Source organism: Streptomyces sindenensis (assembly GCF_014649035.1).
GTDB lineage: Bacteria > Actinomycetota > Actinomycetes > Streptomycetales > Streptomycetaceae > Streptomyces > Streptomyces sindenensis.
Genome location: NZ_BMSG01000012.1, coordinates 98117 through 113983, shown reverse-complemented (window position 1 = coordinate 113983; position 15867 = coordinate 98117). Strand labels below are relative to the sequence as shown.

Sequence of the window (15867 nt, the reverse complement as noted above, 5' to 3'; positions counted from 1 at the left end):
CCAACTCCTTCAGGAATTTCAGTTTCGAGCGCTGCTCTTGCGGCGGCTCGCGATGAGCTGACCGACAAGAACCATCAGTACCGCAATCACGAACATGGCGGTGCCGATGACATTGATCTGCACGGGCGTACCGCGCTGGGCCGATCCCCAGACGAACATGGGGAAGGTGACCGTGGAGCCCGCGTTGAAATTCGTGATGATGAAGTCGTCGAACGAGAGGGCGAAGGCGAGCAGCGCTCCCGCCGCGATGCCGGGGGCGGCGATGGGGAGGGTCACCCGGACGAAGGTCTGCACGGGGCCCGCGTACAGATCGCGGGCGGCTTCCTCCAGTCTCGGGTCCATCGACATGACGCGCGCCTTGACGGCGGTCACCACGAAGCTGAGGCAGAACATGATGTGGGCGATCAGGACCGTCCAGAAGCCGAGCTGGGCGCCCATGTTCAGGAAGAGGGTGAGCAGGGAAGCCGCCATGACGACCTCGGGCATCGCCATCGGCAGGAAGATCAGCGAGCTGATCGCGCCGCGCGCCCGGAAGCGGTAGCGGACCAGCGCGAAGGCGACCGCCGTGCCGAGCGCGGTGGCCCCCAGCGTCGCCCAGAAGGCGATCTGGAGCGAGAGGGAGAGCGAGCCGCACAGGTCGGCGACGCCGCAGGGGTCCTTCCAGGCGTCCAGCGAGAACTGCTGCCAGGCGTAGTTGAAGCGCCCCTTGGGCTTGTTGAAGGAGAACACCATCACGACGATGTTCGGCAGGATCATGTACGCGAGGGTCAGCAGACCCGCGATGACGATCAGGTTCCGGCGAATCCAGCGCAGTACGGGCATCAGACCAGGTCCTCCGTCCCGGAGCGGCGGATGTAGAAGGTGACCATCAGCAGGACGATCGCCATGAGGATGAACGAGAGCGCGGCGGCCGTCGGATAGTCCAGGACCCGCAGGAACTGGCTCTGGATGACGCTGCCGACCATCTTGGTGTCGGTGGATCCGAGGAGTTCGGCGTTGACGTAGTCGCCGCTGGCCGGGATGAAGGTCAGCAGGGTGCCGGAGACCACGCCGGGCATGGAGAGCGGGAACGTCACCTTGCGGAAGGTGGTCGCGGGGGTGGCGTAGAGGTCGCCCGCCGCCTCGTGCAGCCGGCCGTCGATCCGCTCCAGCGAGGTGTAGAGCGGCAGGATCATGAACGGCAGGAAGTTGTACGTCAGACCGCAGACGACGGCCATCGGGGTGGCCAGGACCCGGTTGGACTCGGTCCAGCCGAGCCAGCTGGTGACGTCCAGCACGTGCAGGGTGTTGAGCACGTCCACGACCGCGCCGCCGTCGGCGAGGATCGTCTTCCACGCCAGCGTGCGGATGAGGAAGCTGGTGAAGAACGGGGCGATGACCAGCACCAGCACCAGGTTGCGCCAGCGGCCCGCCTTGAACGCGATGAGGTAGGCGAGCGGGTAGCCCAGCAGCAGGCACAGGATCGTGGCGGTGCCCGCGTAGAGCAGGGAACGGATGAACTGCGGGTAGTACTCGCGCAGCGCGTCCACGTACGTCTGGAAGTGCCAGGTGACCTCGAAGCCCTGCTCCAGCGAGCCGGTCTGTACGGAGGTGGAGGCCTGGTAGACGAGCGGCAGGGCGAAGAAGACGAGCAGCCAGAGGATGCCGGGGAGCAGCAGCCAGTAGGGGACGAGCCGTTTGCGGGTGGAGGGCTTGCGGAGCTTGAGCTCCCGGGGCTCCTCGGGGTTCGGGGTCGGCGCGGGCGGCGCCTCGGTGACGCTCACTCCGCGTCCTCCACGCTGGTGGCGCCCGCGTCGATGGCCTGGGCGGCGTCGAGGCCGAAGGCGTGGGCGGGGTTCCAGTGCAGGACGACCTCGGCGCCGGGGACCAGACGGGTGTCGCGTTCGATGTTCTGCTCGTACACCTGGAGGGCGGCGCCGGCCGGGCTCTCGACCACGTACTGGGTGGAGACGCCGATGAAGCTGGAGTCGGTGACGCGGCCCGTGACGCGGTTGCGGCCCGCGGCGATGGCGTCGGCGTCGTCCGCGTGGGCGAGGGATATCTTCTCGGGCCGGATGCCGAGGAGGAGACGGCCGCCGCTGCTGGTGGAGGAGGCCGAACACCGTTCGCGGGGCAGCGTGAGCTTTCCGCCGCCCGCGGCCACCACCAGATCGCCGCCGGTGGAGACGATCTCGCCCTCGATGAGGTTGGAGGTGCCGAGGAAGTTGGCGACGAAGGTGGTGCGCGGGTTCTCGTAGAGGTCGGCGGGGGCGCCGAGCTGCTCGACGCGGCCGCCGTTCATCACCGCGACGGTGTCGGCCATGGTCATGGCCTCCTCCTGGTCGTGGGTGACGTGCACGAAGGTGATGCCGACCTCGGTCTGGATCCGCTTCAGCTCCAGCTGCATCTGGCGGCGGAGCTTGAGGTCGAGGGCGCCGAGCGGTTCGTCGAGCAGCAGGACCTGCGGGTGGTTGATGAGGGCGCGGGCGACGGCGACGCGCTGCTGCTGGCCGCCGGAGAGCTGGTGCGGCTTGCGGCGGGCGAAGTCGCCGAGCTGAACCAGCTCCAGCATCTCGTCGACCTGCTTCTTCACCGACTTGATGCCGCGCCGCCGCAGCCCGAAGGCCACGTTCTCGGTGATGTCCAGGTGCGGGAAGAGCGCATAGCTCTGGAAGACGGTGTTGACGGGCCGCTTGTACGGGGGCAGATCGGTGATGTCCCGGTCGCCGAGGAAGACCGTGCCGGTCGTGGCCTCCTCCAGGCCCGCGATCATCCGCAGGGTGGTGGTCTTGCCGCAGCCGGACGCGCCGAGCAGGGCGAAGAAGGATCCCTGGGGCACGGTCAGGTCGAGCGGGTGCACGGCCGTGAAGGAGCCGTAGGTCTTGCTGATCCCGGCGAGGCGGACATCGCCGCCCGCGGTCTGCTGCTGCTGTGTCATGGGTCGCAGTCCCAGTGTGTTCGGGGGGAGTTCGGAGTGGGCGGGGCCGGTGGGGTTCCGGTGGCCGCCGGGTCAGGCGCCGATGAGCTTGGCGAACTTCTCCTCGTACGCCGTCTCTTCCTCCGTGCTCAGGGAGCGGAAGGAGCGGGACTTCGCCGCCATCTCCTTGTCGGGAAGGATCAGGGTGTTGGAAGCCATCGACTCGTCGATCTTCGCCAGCTCCTCGCGTACGCCGTCGACCGGACAGACGTAGTTGATGTACGCGGCGAGCTGGGCGGCGACCGGCGGCTCGTAGTAGTAGTCGATGAGCTTCTCGGCGTTGTTCTTGTGCCGGGCCTGCGCGGGGACCAGGAGGTTGTCGCTGGAGGTGATGTAACCGGCGGCCGGGATCGCGAACCTGATGTCCGGGTTGTCGGCCTGGAGCTGGATGATGTCCCCGGCCCAGCCGACGCAGGCGGCGATGTCGCCCTTGCTGAGGTCGGCGGTGTAGTCGTTGCCGGTGAAGCGGCGGATCTGCTTCTTGTCGACAGCCTTCTGGAGCCGGCCGATCGCGCCGTCGAAGTCGGCGTCGGTGAACTTCCCCGGGTCCTTGCCCTGGTCGAGCAGGGTCATCCCGATGGAGTCGCGCATCTCGGAGAGGAAGGAGACACGGCCCTTGAGCTTCGGGTCGTCGAGGAGCTGGGTGACGGAGTCGACCTTGCGGCCGCCGGTCGCCTTGATGTTGTACGCGATGACCGTGGGGATGCCGGTCCAGGGATAGGAGTAGGCGCGGCCCGGGTCCCAGTCGGGGGTGCGGAACTGGGATGAGACGTTGGCGAAGGCGTGCGGGAGGTTCGAGGGGTCGAGCTTCTGCGCCCAGCCGAGCCGGATGATGCGGGCGGCGAGCCAGTCGGTGACGCATATGAGGTCGCGCCCGGTGTTCTGGCCGGCCGCGAGCTGCGGTTTGATCTTCCCGAAGAACTCGACGTTGTCGTTGATGTCCTCGGTGTACTTGACCCTGATCCCGGTGCGCTTGGTGAACGCCTGGAGGGTGGGGCGGCTCTTCTCGTCCTCACTGACGTCCATGTACTCGGTCCAGTTGGAGAAGGCGACCTCCTTCTCCTTGTCCGAGTGGTCGTCGGAGGCCGTACCGGCGTCGGCGCGCTTGGCGGGCGGGATGCCGCACGCGCCGAGGGCGGCCATGCCGCCGACGGCCAGCGCGCCCATGCCGGAGGCGCGCAGCAGGGAGCGGCGGGTGAGGGCGCCGCGTCCGCTGGTCAGGGATCGCCTCATGGCCGCCAGTTGGACCGGCGTGAGGCGCTCGGGCTCGTAACTCTCCATACGCTGTGTGCCCTTTCGGGTGGGAGGCCGCCGGGGCCCGTCGCGGTGGACGGGGCCCCGCTGGTGCGGCAGTTGCTATCGGTCCCCGAAGATCGTGCGGTGCCAGTCCTTGCGGGCGACCGCAGTGTTGTCGTACATGACGTGCTTGACCTGCGTGTACTCCTCGAAGGAGTACGCAGACATGTCCTTGCCGAAGCCGCTGGCCTTGTATCCGCCGTGCGGCATCTCGGAGAGGATCGGGATGTGGTCGTTCACCCACACACAGCCCGCCTGGATCTCGCGGGTGGCGCGGTTCGCGCGGTACAGGTCGCGGGTCCAGGCGGAGGCGGCCAGTCCGTACGGGGTGTCGTTGGCGAGCGCGATGCCCTCGTCGTCGGTGTCGAAGGGGAGGACGACCAGGACCGGGCCGAAGATCTCCGACTGGACGACCTCGCTGTCCTGGGCGGCGTCCGCGATGAGGGTCGGCCGGTAGTACGCGCCGTCGGCGAGGTCGCCGCCCGGGGCCTCGCCGCCGGTGACGACCCGGGCGTAGCCGCGGGCGCGCTCGACGAAGGCGGCGACGCGGTCGCGCTGGGCGTGGCTGATGAGGGGGCCGAGGTCGGTGGTGGCGGCGAAGGGCTCGCCGAGCCGGACGGTCTCCATGAGCGCGGCGACATCGCGGACGAAGGCGTCGTACAGCGGGCGCTGTACGTAGGCGCGGGTGGCGGCGGTGCAGTCCTGGCCGGTGTTGATGAGCGATCCGGCGACCGCGCCGTGGACGGCGGCCTCCAGGTCGGCGTCGTCGAAGACCACGAAGGGGGCCTTGCCGCCCAGCTCCAGGTGGAGGCGTTTGACGGTGGCGGTGGCGATCTCCGCGACCCGCTTGCCGACGGCGGTGGAGCCGGTGAAGGAGGTCATCACGACGTCGGGGTGGCCGACGAGGTGCTCGCCGGCCTCCTTGCCCGCGCCGGTGACGATGTTGATCACGCCGTCGGGGATACCGGCCTCGGTGGCGGCCTGGGCGAACATCAGCGAGGTGAGCGGGGTGAGTTCGGCGGGCTTGAGGACGATGGTGTTGCCCGCCGCCACGGCCGGGAGAATCTTCCAGGCGGCCATCTGGAGCGGGTAGTTCCAGGGGGCGATGGAGCCGACGACACCGATCGCCTCGCGCCGTACGCAGGAGGTGTGGTCGCCGTCGTACTCGGCGGCGGCCTTGCCCTCCAGGTGGCGGGCCGCGCCCGCGAAGAAGGCGGCGTTGTCGACGGTGCCGGGGACGTCGAACTCGGTGGACAGCTTGATCGGCTTGCCGCACTGGAGCGATTCGGCGTACGCGAAGTCGTCGGCCTGCTCGGCGAGAACGGCGGCGAAGCGGTGCAGGGCGTCGGAGCGCTCGCCTGGGGTGGCGCCGGACCAGCCGGGGAAGGCGGCGCGGGCGGCGCCGACGGCCGCGTCCACGTCCTCGGTGCCCGCCAGCTCGTAGCGGAGCACGCTCTCGCCGGTCGCCGGGTTCACGATGTCGTGGTGGCGGCCGGACGTGCCGGGGAGCAGCTTGCCGCCGATGTACTGCGCACCTTCCGCGAAGCGGTCCTGAACCTGGAAGCCGTTGCTCATGACGCTCTCCTCCGCCGCTGTACCCGCTGGGCGGGGTCGGCGTAGCTCCTTCGTGAATTGAGTGCCGATCCTGACAGAGGGGTCCACGCCCAACAAGTGATTCCGTTGTTGCCTTTTGGTTACGCGACGGAATCTGTCGACCATGTGTCGTGTCGGTGCGGAAATCCCCGTACGGAGTGTCAGTGGCGGATGCCACACTCACATGCATGGGATCGATCGATGAGCTTCTGGCGGACGTGGCGCGGGGCAAGCGGGTGAAGTACCTGCCGTTCTGGGGGCACCGCCCGCGCCCGGACGGACGGCTGGGAGCCGGTTGCCTGAGCCAGTGGTGGCCGTCGCCGTTCACGGTGGACGGGGTGACGTATGCGAGCGCCGAGCACTGGATGATGGCGGGCAAGGCGCGGCTCTTCGGCGATCCGGAGGCCGAGGCGGCGGCGGTGACCGCGAAGAGCCCGGCCGCGGCGAAGAAGGCCGGGCGGCTGGTGCGCGGCTTCGACGAGGACGTGTGGATACGGGAGCGGTTCGCCCTGGTGGTGGCGGGCAGCGTGCACAAGTTCGGGCAGGACCCGGAGCTGGCCGGCTATCTGCTGGCCACCGGGGACCGGGTGCTGGTGGAGGCGTCCCCGGTGGACCGGATCTGGGGCATCGGGCTCGCGGCGGACGACGAGCGGGCGGAGCGGCCGCAGGAGTGGCGGGGACTGAATCTGCTGGGCTTCGCGCTGATGGAGGCCCGGGAGAAGCTGCGGGCGGGCGCGACGGGGTGAGGCGTCGGGCTGCACCGATGCGGGCAGGCGGACGTCGGGCCGAGGCCCGGAGCCGTGCCCGCCGGGACGCCTCCGCCACGCATCAACCGGGCCGATACGACTACCGGCCGGGCGGGGATCGCTCCCTGCCCGGCCGGTAGTCGTAACGGCGAGGTTCGAGGTCCTAGGACCTGTCCTCGACGACCAGCGACGTGGCGAACGGGTCGTCGTAGTCGCTCTCGTAGTCCCGATCGCCGTCGCTCTCGGCAGTCGTGGCGGCCCAGATGAGCACACCGAGGATCGCCGCGCCGACGACGATGCCGACGGAGCCGAGAATGACCCCGGCCAGCGCCATGCCCCGGTTGGTGGCCTCGCCGCGCTTGGCACGGCCGAGGCCGATGATGCCGAAGATCAGCGCGAGGATGCCGAGGATGATGTTGAGGCCGTAGAGGCAGAAGCCGACCACGGAGATGATGCCGATCACCATGGCGGCCGTGCCCAGACCGTTGTTGGGCGCCGGGCCCCAGGCGGCCGGACCGACGCCGTAGGCGCCGTAGCCGGGGTATCCGCCGTACGGCTGCGCGGGCGGGGCCGGATAGCCGTAGTGCGCGGCGGGCGGTGGAGCCGCGTGGCCGGGGCCGTTCGGACCGATCGGCGGCGGCGGTACGTCCGAGGGCGCCGGCCCGTAGCCGCCGGCCTGGGGTATCGGGCCGGTGCCGTCCCCCGGTCCGGCGCTCGGCATCGACGTCACGGTCGGCTGGTCGTGGACCGCGGGCGGTGGCGTGTGTGCGGCGGGCGGCGGCGTGTGTGACGCGGGTGGCGGCGTCTGTCCGCCCTGCTTGCCCAGATCCACCCTGGTGCTGTCCGGCGGTGCCCACGGATCGCGCGGCGCGGCCCCGCCCCCGGGCTGCTCTGTGTTGTCTGACATGGGCCTCCCCCATCGTGGTCCCGTCATGCTACGGCCAGGCCCGACGGGCCCGGACCCCGCCTGCGATGATCGGTGCGGCCGGTACGCCCGGCCGACGTCACGCCGAACCTGGAGATTTCCGATGACCGATCCGCACCCCTTCATCGCCGGGCTGCCCAAGGCCGAGCTCCATGTCCACCACGTCGGGTCGGCCTCGCCCCGCATCGTCGCGGAGTTGGCCGCCCGCCACCCGGACTCCAAGGTCCCCACGGACCCGGAGGCGCTGGTCGACTACTTCACCTTCACCGACTTCGCGCACTTCATCGAGGTCTACCTGTCGGTGGTGGACCTGGTCCGCACCCCGGAGGACGTCCGGCTGCTCACCTTCGAGGTGGCGCGGGACATGGCCCGGCAGAACATCCGGTACGCGGAGCTGACCGTGACCCCGTTCAGCTCGACGCGCCGGGGCATCCCCGAGGCCGGGTTCATGGAGGCCATCGAGGACGCCCGCAAGGCCGCGGAGGCCGAGCTGGGCGTGGTCCTGCGCTGGTGCTTCGACATTCCGGGCGAGGCCGGGCTCCAGTCGGCCGAGGAGACCGTGCGGCTCGCGGTGGAGCACCGGCCCGAGGGGCTCGTCTCCTTCGGGCTCGGCGGGCCCGAGATCGGGGTGGACCGCCCGCAGTTCAAGCCCTACTTCGACCGGGCCATCGCCGAGGGCCTGCACTCCGTGCCGCACGCCGGGGAGACCACCGGGCCGCAGACGATCTGGGACGCGCTGACCGCGCTGCGCGCCGAGCGCATCGGCCACGGCACCAGCTCCGTGCGGGACCCGAAGCTGCTGGAGCACCTGGCCGAGCACCGGATCGCCCTGGAGGTCTGCCCGACGTCGAACATCGCCACCCGCGCGGTCACCGACATCGAGCGCCACCCGATCCGCGAGATGGTCCGGGCGGGCGTGCTGGTGACGGTCAACAGCGACGACCCGCCGATGTTCGGCACCGACCTCAACAACGAGTACGCGGTGGCCGCCCGGCTGCTGGAGCTGGACGAGCGCGGGATCGCGGACCTCGCGAAGAACGCCGTGGAGGCCTCGTTCCTGGACCCGACGGGCAAGCGGAAGCTGGCCGAGGAGATCGACACGTACACGGCGAACTGGCTCCGGCCCCCCGGCCGCTGACCCCGGTCGTCACAATGGCCTCATGGCCGACACCGAAACCCGCGTCACCGCCGTGGCCCACCGCGGCGACCCGTATCTCGCCCGCGAGAACACCCTGCCCTCGATCCGCTCCGCCCTCGAACGGGGGGCGGACGCGGTCGAGATCGACGTACGGGTGACCCGCGACGGGGTGCCGGTCCTGCTGCACGACGCGACGCTGGAGCGGCTGTGGGGCCATGACCGGCGGCTGGAGACGATCGACCACGCGGAGCTGAAGGAGCTGACCGGCGGCGGGGTGCCCACGCTCCGCGAGGCGCTGCTCGCCGCCGGGGCGCACCGGGTGATGGTGGATCTGCCCGGCTCCACGGACGCCTCGGTGAGGAAGATCGTGGGGACGGTCCGCGAGTGCGGGGCGGGCGAGCGGGCCTACTACTGCGCGAACTCGGAAGCGATGCTGCGGGTGCGCGCCGCCGACCCGTCCGCCGAGATCGCCCTGACCTGGACCACGCTGGCCCCGCCGCGCCCGGAGCTGCTGGCCGCGGTGAGGCCGCGCTGGCTGAACTACCGCTTCGGGCTGATCAGCCGTGAGCTGGTGGACCGGGCGCACCGGGACGGGCTGCTCGTCTCCGCGTGGACGGCCGACACGAAGCGCACGATGCGTCGGCTGATCGACCGGGGCGTCGACTCGATCACCACCAACCGGATCGACACCCTCCACCGGTTGCTCGCCAACTCGCCCGGGCGCGGGGGCTCTTGATCGGTCCGGCATGATGGAGGGTCCGCAGGACCACACCAGAGCCCGCACCGCCCGCCGGCCGCGCCACCCCCGCGGCATGCGGGCCTCTTTGCCATCGAGGAGCAGCCGCCATGGACCCCCGCCCGCAGACAGCCCCCGCCCGGATACGTTCCGACATCGCGCACAACGCGCGGGTGTGGAACTACTGGCTGGGCGGCAAGGACAACTACCCGGTGGACCGGGCCGTGGGCGACCGGGTCACCGGGATGTATCCGAGCATCGGTGAAGTGGCCCGCGCGGACCGGGCGTTCCTCGGCCGGGCGGTGCGCCATCTGGCGGGCGACGTGGGAGTCGACCAGTTCCTCGACGTCGGCACCGGGCTGCCGACCGGGAACAACACCCATGAGATCGCGCAGCACACCGCACCGCACGCGCGCATCGTCTATGTCGACAACGATCCGATCGTGCTGGCCCATGCCCGCGCCCTGCTGACCAGTTCGCTGGAGGGCGCGACCGAGTACGTCGACGCGGACGCGCACCGCCCCGAGCAGATCCTGCGGGCCGCCCAGCCCACCCTGGACCTGGGGCGGCCCGTCGCGGTGATGATGCTCGGCATCCTGAACTTCGTGCTGGACACGGACGAGGCCCGGTCCATCGTGCGGACGCTGATGGCGGCCGTGCCGTCGGGCAGCCATCTGGTGCTGACGCATCCGACGCTGGAGCTGGGCGGTGGGGGCAACGAGGCCGCGATGCGCTTCTGGAACGAGAACGCCACCCCGCCCATCACCGCCCGCAGCCGCGAGGAGTTCGCCTCGTTCCTGGACGGTCTGGAGATCATGGAGCCGGGGATCGTCTCCTGCTCCCGTTGGCGGACGAACCCGCGGGAGCCGGAGGTCGCGCAGTTCGGTGCGGTGGCCCGGAAGCCGTGAGGCTCAGGTGGCCGCGGGAACGGGCGCCGGGTTCGCGGCGGCCGCCCGCTCCAGCACCTCCAGCCGCTTGATCATGCGGCGGACGATCAGCAGCGGGACGACTCCGAAGACCCCGAAGGACATGTCGATGACGCTCCACCAGAACGGGATCCCGCGGATCGGGCCGCAGATCAGGGCGAGCGGGATGATCCCGGCGCAGGCGATCATGCCGAACTCGATGACCCAGATGTTGCGGACCGGGTCGCGGTAGGGGCCGTAGAAGGCGACCGCGATGACCAGGTGGGCGAAGGCCAGCCAGTCGGTGCCGTACAGCATGAAGGGCTGCTCGCGGTCGATGGTGTCGAGACCTTCGCTGACCCGGGTGATCCACTCCATCAGACCGGGGAAGTGCTCGGGGACCGGGGAGGCGGAGGCGCTCAGCAGCTCCTGTGTCCAGCGGAGTTCGGTGACGAGCGGGAAGGCCGTGAGCCCGCTCAGCACCAGACAGACGATGAAGAAGACCAGCCACCTGCGTATCCCCCGTGTGAGGGCCTGTCTTTCGCTCATATCCGCAGCGTACGCCCGTGTTTACCGCCTCTTTACGGCACCCCTGTCAGCGCTTCACAAGCCGACGATGCCGTTCCATTTCTTGGTGAAGTCCATCCGCTCCTCGGAGGTGATGTCGCGGGCGATGGCGAGCCGTTCGCGCATCGCGTCGTCGGGGAAGATCAGGGGATCCTCGGCGAGTGCGGCCGTCTCCTCGTCCTTGGCGGAGGCGAGGACGTCCCGGGCGGCGGGGACCGGGCAGACGTAGTTGACCCAGGCGGCGAGTTCGGCGGCGACCTCGGGGTCGTAGTAGTGGTCCACCAGGCGCTCCGCGTTGCGCTTGTGGCGGGCGAGGTTGGGGATCATCAGGGATTCCGCCCATAGTTCGGCCCCCTCCTCGGGGACGACGAACTCGATGTCCGGGTTGTCGGCCTGGAGTTGGATGACGTCGCCGGAGTATGCCTGGCAGGCGAGCACATCGCCGGTGGCGAGGTCCTTGATGTAGTCGTTGCCGGTGAAGCGGCGGATGTGCTTGGCGCGGACCCGCTTCTCGGTCTGCTCGCAGATCTCGTGGAAGTCGTCGGCCGTCCAGCGGGTGATGTCGACGCCATTGCCCTGCATGAGCAGGGCGAACGACTCGTCGAGCCCGGAGAGCAGGGTGACCCGGCCGCGCAGGTCGTCCGCCCACAGGTCGCCCGTGGACCGGATCTCGCGGCCGAGCTTCTTGCGGTTGTAGGCGATGCCGGTGATGCCGGACTGCCAGGGGACGCTGTGGCGGCGCCCCTCGTCGAAGGCGGGGGTGCGCAGTTGGGGGTCGAGGTACGTGGCGACGTTGGGCTGTTTCGCCCGGTCCATCTCCTGGACCCAGCCGAGGCGGACGAAGCGGGCGGCCATCCAGTCGCTGATGACGATCAGGTCCCGGCCGGTCTGCTGGTGGTTCATCAGCGCGGGGCTGATCTTCCCGAAGAACTCGTCGTTGTCGTTGATCTCCTCGGTGTACGTCACCGAGATCCCCGTCCGCCGCGAGAAGGCGTCCAGGGTGGGGCGCTTCGACTCGTCCTCGTCGTCGGTGTCGATGTAGAGCGGCCAGTTGGCGAAGTGCAGGGTGGGGTCGGTGGCCGAACTGTCGTGCCCGGCCCGGTCCCCCGGCTCGACGAACGCCGCGGGCACCCCGCAGCCGGCCAGGGTGGCACCGGCCGCTCCCGCCCCGAGGGCGCGCAGCAGGGAACGGCGGGACATGGGGTTCTTCCTGATCGCTCGCACCCGCGCAGAATGCCGGTCGGCGCCGGCGCGGACAATGGACCAAGCGTCCAGCCGAGCCGGTCCGCCCCGCACACCTTGTCCAGACACGCGTACGGCCCCGGGCCGGAGCCCGGGGCCGTACGACCGCGACGACGATTCCGGGATCAGTCCTCGATGGACGTCATGACGTGCTTGATGCGGGTGTAGTCCTCGAAGCCGTACGCGGAGAGGTCCTTGCCGTAGCCGGACTTCTTGAATCCGCCGTGCGGCATCTCGGCGACCAGCGGGATGTGGGTGTTGATCCACACACAGCCGAAGTCGAGGTTCTTGGACATGCGCATGGCGCGGGAGTGGTTCTGCGTCCAGACCGAGGAGGCGAGCGCGTACTCGACGCCGTTGGCGTACGTGACGGCCTGGTCCTCGTCGCTGAAGGACTGGACGGTGATGACGGGGCCGAAGACCTCGTTCTGGATGATCTCGTCGTCCTGCTTCAGGCCGGAGACGACGGTCGGGGCGTAGAAGTAGCCCTTGTCGCCGACCCGGTGGCCGCCCGCCTCGACCTTGGCGTGGGCGGGGAGCCGCTCGATGAAGCCGCTGACCTGCTTGAGCTGGTTGGCGTTGTTGAGCGGGCCGTACGCCACGTCCTCGTCGTCCGGCTGCCCGGTCTTCGTGTCGGCGGCGGCCTTGGCGAGCGCGGTGACGAACTCGTCGTGGATCGACTCGTGGACCAGCACGCGGGTGGCGGCCGTGCAGTCCTGGCCCGCGTTGAAGAAGCCCGCCTCGGAGACGCCCGAGACCGTCTTGGCGATGTCGGCGTCCTCGAAGACCACGACGGGCGCCTTGCCGCCGAGCTCCAGGTGGACGCGCTTGACGTCCTTGGCGGCGGACTCGGCGACCTGCATGCCGGCCCGTACCGAACCGGTGATGGAGGCCATCGCCGGGGTCGGGTGCTCGACCATGGCGCGGCCGGTGTCCCGGTCGCCGCACAGGACGTTGAAGACGCCCTTGGGCAGGATCTGCCCGATGATCTCGGCCATGAGGACCGTCGACGCCGGGGTGGTGTCGGACGGCTTGATGACGACCGTGTTGCCCGCGGCGAGCGCCGGGGCGAACTTCCACACGGCCATCATCATCGGGTAGTTCCACGGCGCGACCTGGGCGCAGACGCCGACCGGCTCGCGGCGGATGATGGAGGTCAGGCCCTCCATGTACTCGCCGGCCGAGCGGCCCTCCAGCAGCCGGGCGGCTCCCGCGAAGAAGCGGATCTGGTCCACCATCGGCGGGATCTCTTCGCTGCGGGTGAGGCCGATCGGCTTGCCGGTGTTCTCCGACTCGGCGGCGATGAGGTCCTCGGCCCGCTCCTCGAAGGCGTCCGCGATCTTGAGCAGGGCCTTCTGGCGCTCGGCGGGCGTGGTGTCACGCCAGGCGGGGAAGGCCGCCGCTGCGGCCTCCATGGCGGCATCGACATCGGCCTGGCCCGAGAGCGGCGAGGTTGCGTAGACCTCTTCCGTCACCGGGCTGACCACATCGATGGTCCGCCCGTCCGCGGCGTCCCGGAACTCTCCGTTGATGTAGTTGCGCAGACGGCGCACCTCGGTGGTCACAACCACCCCTCCTGTCGGCTGTCCGATGGGTGAGACACCCACCCTAATCGCTTCGGCGACGCTTTCGACATACCCAACAGCCCGCAACTTCGGATTCAGTCGCATCCAAGCGTTCACTCAACGAATTTCATCGATCTGGGGTTGCGAGACAGACGAGGAGCGGTGCATGGTGGATGCGTGGCCAGTCGCAGCGCAGACTCCAGAACAGGGAACGGATCACCGTCGGCGGTCGATGCCGTCTCCCTCGCGATCATCGAGCAGCTCCAGGAGGACGGACGGCGTCCGTACGCCGCGATCGGCAAGGCCGTGGGCCTCTCCGAAGCGGCCGTGCGTCAGCGCGTCCAGAAGCTGCTCGACCAGGGCGTGATGCAGATCGTCGCCGTCACGGACCCGCTCACCGTGGGATTCCGGCGCCAGGCGATGGTCGGCATCAATGTCGAGGGTGACCTCGACCCGGTGGCCGAAGCCCTGTCGGCCATGGCCGAGTGCGAGTACGTGGTCATGACCGCGGGCTCCTTCGACCTGATGGTGGAGATCGTCTGCGAGGACGACGACCACCTGCTGGAGACGATCAACAAACGCATCCGGACCCTTCCCGGCGTGCGCTCCACCGAGAGCTTCGTCTACCTGAAGCTCAAGAAGCAGACCTATATGTGGGGAACCCGATAGCCGTGAGCAAGGACCTCAGCCGAACCGCGTACGACCACCTGTGGATGCACTTCACCCGCATGTCGGACTACGAGAACGCGCCCGTTCCCACCATCGTGCGTGGCGAGGGAACGTACATCTTCGACGACAAGGGCAAGCGCTACCTGGACGGCCTCTCCGGCCTGTTCGTGGTCAACGCCGGTCACGGTCGTCACGAGCTCGCCGAGACGGCGTACAAGCAGGGCCAGGAGCTCGCCTTCTTCCCGGTGTGGTCCTACGCCCACCCGAAGGCCGTCGAGCTGGCCGAGCGGCTCGCCGACTACGCCCCGGGCGACCTCAACAAGGTCTTCTTCACCACCGGTGGCGGCGAGGCCGTCGAGACCGCCTGGAAGCTGGCCAAGCAGTACTTCAAGCTCAAGGGCCGGCCGACCAAGTACAAGGTCATCTCGCGTGCCGTCGCCTACCACGGCACCCCGCAGGGCGCGCTGTCCATCACCGGCCTGCCGGCCCTGAAGGCCCCCTTCGAGCCGCTGGTCCCCGGCGCGCACAAGGTGCCGAACACCAACATCTACCGCGCCCCGCTCTTCGGCGACGACCCGGAGGCCTTCGGACGCTGGGCCGCCGACCAGATCGAGCAGGAGATCCTCTTCGAGGGCCCCGAGACCGTCGCGGCCGTCTTCCTGGAGCCCGTGCAGAACGCGGGCGGCTGCTTCCCGCCGCCGCCCGGCTACTTCCAGCGGGTCCGCGAGATCTGCGACAAGTACGACGTGCTGCTCGTCTCCGACGAGGTCATCTGCGCCTTCGGCCGACTCGGCACGATCTTCGCCTGCGACAAGTTCGGCTACGTGCCGGACATGATCACCTGCGCCAAGGGCATGACCTCGGGCTACTCCCCGATCGGAGCCTGCATCGTCTCCGACCGGATCGCGGAGCCGTTCTACGAGGGCGGCAACACCTTCCTGCACGGCTACACCTTCGGCGGCCACCCGGTCTCCGCCGCGGTGGGCCTGGCCAACCTCGACATCTTCGAGCGCGAGAACCTCAACCAGCACGTCCTCGACAACGAGAACGCCTTCCTCACCACGCTCCAGAAGCTGCACGACCTGCCGATCGTCGGCGACGTCCGCGGCAACGGGTACTTCTACGGCATCGAGCTCGTGAAGGACAAGGCGACCAAGGAGACGTTCACCGACGAGGAGACCGAGCGCGTCCTGTACGGCTTCCTCTCCAAGGCGCTGTTCGAGAACGGCCTCTACTGCCGGGCCGACGACCGCGGCGACCCGGTCATCCAGCTCGCCCCGCCGCTGATCTCGGACCAGTCGACGTTCGACGAGATCGAGGGCATCCTGCGGGCCGTCCTCACGGAGGCCTGGACGAAGCTCTGACCGCCACCAGGTCCCCCGGCCGATAGCCGCCCAGCGGTCATTTCATCGGTCCACGCGGCCCGGATACGCCCCTTCGAGTGACAAGGGGCGTATCCGGGCCGCGTGCCGTGCTCCCGGACCGGTCCGACTATCTACGGTGCCCAGTGACCGATCGGCCGCGTCTTC

General features: G+C 69.4%; 15 protein-coding genes. 6 read left to right on the top strand and 9 right to left on the bottom strand.

Features of this window, described 5'->3' with window-relative positions; translation table 11 throughout:
- Positions 1-18: 18 nt before the first annotated feature.
- The 5 genes from IE145_RS15950 to IE145_RS15930 form a co-directional block, all read right to left on the bottom strand.
- The gene (locus tag IE145_RS15950; protein WP_189525697.1) at positions 19-822 is read right to left on the bottom strand and encodes an ABC transporter permease; all 804 of its coding nucleotides are present in this window, start codon (positions 820-822) and stop codon (positions 19-21) included.
- Positions 822-1763, bottom strand: coding sequence for an ABC transporter permease (locus IE145_RS15945; RefSeq protein ID WP_189525696.1), 942 nt, complete (start codon positions 1761-1763; stop codon positions 822-824). The genes IE145_RS15950 and IE145_RS15945 overlap by 1 nt, the downstream gene beginning before the upstream one ends.
- On the bottom strand, positions 1760-2917 hold the full coding sequence (locus IE145_RS15940) for an ABC transporter ATP-binding protein (RefSeq protein WP_189525695.1): 1158 nt from the start codon (positions 2915-2917) through the stop codon (positions 1760-1762). Before IE145_RS15940 ends, IE145_RS15945 begins: the two co-directional genes overlap by 4 nt.
- A 72-nt stretch (positions 2918-2989) precedes the next feature.
- Entirely contained in the window at positions 2990-4237 is a 1248-nt protein-coding gene (locus IE145_RS15935) for an ABC transporter substrate-binding protein (protein ID WP_189525694.1), read from the bottom strand.
- A 75-nt stretch (positions 4238-4312) separates the two neighbouring features.
- Positions 4313-5827, bottom strand: a complete 1515-nt coding sequence (locus tag IE145_RS15930) for a gamma-aminobutyraldehyde dehydrogenase (protein ID WP_189525693.1) — start codon at positions 5825-5827, stop codon at positions 4313-4315.
- 206 nt (positions 5828-6033) lie between these two features.
- On the opposite strand from IE145_RS15930, the gene ybiA reads away from it, so the two are divergent.
- Positions 6034-6591 (top strand): riboflavin biosynthesis intermediates N-glycosidase, encoded by a 558-nt coding sequence (ybiA, locus tag IE145_RS15925; protein WP_189525692.1) that lies wholly within the window; start codon positions 6034-6036, stop codon positions 6589-6591.
- 163 nt (positions 6592-6754) lie between these two features.
- Here the strand turns inward: ybiA and IE145_RS15920 are convergent, their stop codons facing one another.
- A complete protein-coding gene (locus tag IE145_RS15920) occupies positions 6755-7498 on the bottom strand; it encodes a DUF4190 domain-containing protein (RefSeq protein WP_189525691.1) in 744 nt (247 codons plus the stop codon).
- Between the two features lie 121 nt (positions 7499-7619).
- Between IE145_RS15920 and IE145_RS15915 the strand changes: the two genes are divergently transcribed.
- The 3 genes from IE145_RS15915 (at position 7620) to IE145_RS15905 (ending at position 10298) form a co-directional block, all read left to right on the top strand.
- On the top strand, positions 7620-8654 hold the full coding sequence (locus IE145_RS15915) for an adenosine deaminase (protein ID WP_189525690.1): 1035 nt from the start codon (positions 7620-7622) through the stop codon (positions 8652-8654).
- 22 nt (positions 8655-8676) lie between these two features.
- Positions 8677-9390 carry a glycerophosphodiester phosphodiesterase gene (locus tag IE145_RS15910; protein ID WP_189525689.1) on the top strand — a complete coding sequence of 238 codons (714 nt, stop codon included), beginning with the start codon at positions 8677-8679 and terminating at the stop codon, positions 9388-9390.
- Between the two features lie 110 nt (positions 9391-9500).
- Positions 9501-10298, top strand: a complete 798-nt coding sequence (locus IE145_RS15905) for an SAM-dependent methyltransferase (protein WP_189525688.1) — start codon at positions 9501-9503, stop codon at positions 10296-10298.
- Positions 10299-10301: 3 nt separating this feature from the next.
- Here the strand turns inward: IE145_RS15905 and IE145_RS15900 are convergent, their stop codons facing one another.
- From IE145_RS15900 to IE145_RS15890, 3 genes are all read right to left on the bottom strand, one after another.
- Positions 10302-10844 (bottom strand): hypothetical protein, encoded by a 543-nt coding sequence (locus tag IE145_RS15900; protein WP_189525687.1) that lies wholly within the window; start codon positions 10842-10844, stop codon positions 10302-10304.
- 54 nt (positions 10845-10898) lie between these two features.
- Positions 10899-12062 (bottom strand): polyamine ABC transporter substrate-binding protein, encoded by a 1164-nt coding sequence (locus tag IE145_RS15895; RefSeq protein ID WP_189525686.1) that lies wholly within the window; start codon positions 12060-12062, stop codon positions 10899-10901.
- Between the two features lie 167 nt (positions 12063-12229).
- Entirely contained in the window at positions 12230-13669 is a 1440-nt protein-coding gene (locus IE145_RS15890) for a gamma-aminobutyraldehyde dehydrogenase (protein ID WP_189525685.1), read from the bottom strand.
- Between the two features lie 177 nt (positions 13670-13846).
- Between IE145_RS15890 and IE145_RS15885 the strand changes: the two genes are divergently transcribed.
- Positions 13847-14338 (top strand): Lrp/AsnC family transcriptional regulator, encoded by a 492-nt coding sequence (locus tag IE145_RS15885; RefSeq protein ID WP_006127933.1) that lies wholly within the window; start codon positions 13847-13849, stop codon positions 14336-14338.
- Positions 14323-15702, top strand: coding sequence for an aspartate aminotransferase family protein (locus tag IE145_RS15880; protein ID WP_148902098.1), 1380 nt, complete (start codon positions 14323-14325; stop codon positions 15700-15702). The genes IE145_RS15885 and IE145_RS15880 overlap by 16 nt, the downstream gene beginning before the upstream one ends.
- Positions 15703-15867: the final 165 nt, after the last annotated feature.

Excerpts from the sequence above, each read along its gene's own strand:
- IE145_RS15950 (WP_189525697.1), bottom strand. The coding sequence starts at position 822 with ATGCCCGTACTGCGCTGGATTCGCCGGAACCTGATCGTCATCGCGGGT.
- IE145_RS15940 (WP_189525695.1), bottom strand. The coding sequence starts at position 2,917 with ATGACACAGCAGCAGCAGACCGCGGGCGGCGATGTCCGCCTCGCCGGG.
- IE145_RS15935 (WP_189525694.1), bottom strand. The coding sequence starts at position 4,237 with ATGGAGAGTTACGAGCCCGAGCGCCTCACGCCGGTCCAACTGGCGGCC.
- IE145_RS15930 (WP_189525693.1), bottom strand. The coding sequence starts at position 5,827 with ATGAGCAACGGCTTCCAGGTTCAGGACCGCTTCGCGGAAGGTGCGCAG.
- ybiA (WP_189525692.1), top strand. The coding sequence starts at position 6,034 with ATGGGATCGATCGATGAGCTTCTGGCGGACGTGGCGCGGGGCAAGCGG.
- IE145_RS15920 (WP_189525691.1), bottom strand. The coding sequence starts at position 7,498 with ATGTCAGACAACACAGAGCAGCCCGGGGGCGGGGCCGCGCCGCGCGAT.
- IE145_RS15915 (WP_189525690.1), top strand. The coding sequence starts at position 7,620 with ATGACCGATCCGCACCCCTTCATCGCCGGGCTGCCCAAGGCCGAGCTC.
- IE145_RS15910 (WP_189525689.1), top strand. The coding sequence starts at position 8,677 with ATGGCCGACACCGAAACCCGCGTCACCGCCGTGGCCCACCGCGGCGAC.
- IE145_RS15905 (WP_189525688.1), top strand. The coding sequence starts at position 9,501 with ATGGACCCCCGCCCGCAGACAGCCCCCGCCCGGATACGTTCCGACATC.
- IE145_RS15900 (WP_189525687.1), bottom strand. The coding sequence starts at position 10,844 with ATGAGCGAAAGACAGGCCCTCACACGGGGGATACGCAGGTGGCTGGTC.
- IE145_RS15895 (WP_189525686.1), bottom strand. The coding sequence starts at position 12,062 with ATGTCCCGCCGTTCCCTGCTGCGCGCCCTCGGGGCGGGAGCGGCCGGT.